Genomic DNA, 2365 nt, shown 5'->3' on the forward strand with positions numbered 1-2365 from the left:
GAAGGGAGATTATCTGCCTTATCAGCTGAGTTTTAGCGGTGCAGTGTCGGAGATATTACGGTTGTTAATCGGGCTGCCGTGGGCATCAGCGGGAGCCATCCCGGGTCATCTGAAGCATTTTTACAGCAACGCAGCGATGCTAAAGCTGCCCTCGAGGCGTGAGCGTGAATATGCGAGGGAAGTGAGAGAAAAAAGGTCAAAATATCCCTTAAAAAACAATGCCGGTCACCTTAAGTGACCGGCATTAGCATGAGCGCCCTTTTTTAATATCTGCGACCGTGCGTTACATGCGTTCTACGGTTTCGATACCCAGCGTATCCAGACCGGTTTTCAGCGTGCGTTGTGTCAGCAGTGCCAGTTTCAGGCGGCTGTTACGGCTGGTTTCATCTTCTGCATTAAGGATCGGGCAATGCTCGTAGAAGCTGGAGAACAGGCCAGCCACGTCGTACAGATACGCACACATGGTGTGTGGCGTGCCTTCGCGGGCGACAACGGTCAGTACTTCTTCGAACTGCAACAGACGGGTCGCCAGCGCAGCTTCACGTTCCTCGCTCAGTACAACCGGTTGAGTCAGACTGTTCACGTCGATATCTGCACGTTTAAAGATAGAGGCTACGCGGGTATAGGCGTATTGCATATACGGCGCGGTGTTACCTTCAAACGCCAGCATGTTGTCCCAGTCGAAGATGTAATCGGTAGTACGGCTTTTTGACAGATCAGCATACTTGATTGCGCCGATACCCACCGCGTTAACCAGTTTTTCCAGCTCCCCGGCGTCTTTCATTTCCGGATTCTTTTCGGTGATCAGCTTACGTGCGCGATCAATCGCTTCATCCAGCAGATCAGACAGTTTCACTGTGCCACCTGAGCGGGTTTTGAACGGCTTACCGTCTTTGCCCAGCATCATGCCGAACATATGGTGTTCCAGCGCCACAGAATCCGGCACGTAACCGGCTTTACGCGCTATGGTCCATGCCTGCATCAGGTGCTGGTGCTGACGGGAGTCGATATAATACAGCACGCGGTCGGCCCCGAGTGTTTCGTAGCGGTATTTCGCGCAGGCGATATCGGTGGTGGTGTACAGGTAGCCGCCATCTTTTTTACGGATGATGACGCCCATCGGATCGCCTTCTTTATTTTTGTATTCATCAAGATAGACAACAACTGCGCCTTCGCTGTCGACGGCCAGACCTTTGGCCTGCAGGTCGGAAACGATGCCCGGCAGCATGCTGTTGTACAGGCTTTCACCCATCACATCGTCTTCGGTCAGGGTGACGTTCAGACGATTGTAGGTTAGCTGGTTTTGCTTCATGGTCACGTCAACCAGCTTGCGCCACATCTGCAGGCAGTATTCATCGCCGCCTTGCAGTTTCACCACGTAGCCACGCGCCCGCTCGGCGAAGGCTTCGTCTTCGTCGTAGTTTTTCTTCGCCGCGCGGTAGAATTCTTCCAGATCAGCCAGATTCATGTCACCGGCGTTTTCGTTCTGTACTTTTTCCAGATAGGCAATCAGCATGCCGAACTGTGTACCCCAGTCGCCAACGTGGTTAGCGCGGATCACTTTATGGCCGAGGAATTCATTGGTGCGCACAGCCGCGTCGCCGATAATGGTGGAGCGGATGTGGCCAACGTGCATTTCTTTCGCCACGTTTGGCGCAGAATAATCGATGACGATAGTTTGGGGTTCAACCGGTGTGATACCCAGTTTTTCATCGTTAAGGGCGCTGTCTACATGCGCAGCAACAAAAGCAGGATCCAGGAAGATATTGATGAAACCCGGCCCGGCGATTTCGACTTTATTCGCGATGCCGCTCAGGTCTAACAGTTCAACGACTTTCTCTGCCAGTTGTCGCGGTGGCATACCGAGTTTTTTTGCCACGGACATAACACCATTAGCCTGATAGTCGCCAAACTGAGCTTTAGCGGACTGACGGACTTGCGCTTCGCTGTCGGCTGAGGCGCCTGCAGCGATCAGCGCCTGGCTGACTTTTTCTGAAAGAAGTGACTGAATATTCACCGAAGTACCTTTATTTAGGAATGTGGTTGTTTGCTGTTCATCCCATGGTGGACGAACCTAAAATGATGCGTGTTTATATCATATTAGCCTTGCGGCGTCAGTATCACCGCACGTCCGGGCTAAGGAAAACGCGATTGTGCGGCATGTCTCTGGCAACCGGATGAAAGGCTGTGTAAATTACCCGACCCTGAAGATCTGCAAACGAAAACAAGATAGGATGACCGCCATGAATCACGTGCCGGAGTTACAGGATTTAGCTGATGATTTACCGCGCTTTGTCGACGTACTGACGGCGTTCGCTGCAAAATTGCACATTAATCTGGGTGGGTTTCACGCAGATCATATTTC

Annotated in this window: 1 protein-coding gene and 1 pseudogene; one reads left to right on the forward strand and one right to left on the reverse strand. The window is 52.1% G+C overall.

The features are described from left to right. A pseudogene (locus AC1DUO_RS24165) lies at positions 1–238 on the forward strand (IS4 family transposase); the annotation flags it as partial. A gap of 45 nt (positions 239–283) precedes the next feature. Here AC1DUO_RS24165 and argS read toward each other — a convergent pair. Then, positions 284–2017, reverse strand: a complete 1734-nt coding sequence (argS, locus tag AC1DUO_RS24170) for an arginine--tRNA ligase (protein ID WP_112198648.1) — start codon at positions 2015–2017, stop codon at positions 284–286. Positions 2018–2365 lie beyond the last annotated feature (348 nt).

The sequence above is a fragment of the Rahnella sp. P4_A8 genome, from assembly GCF_056402435.1.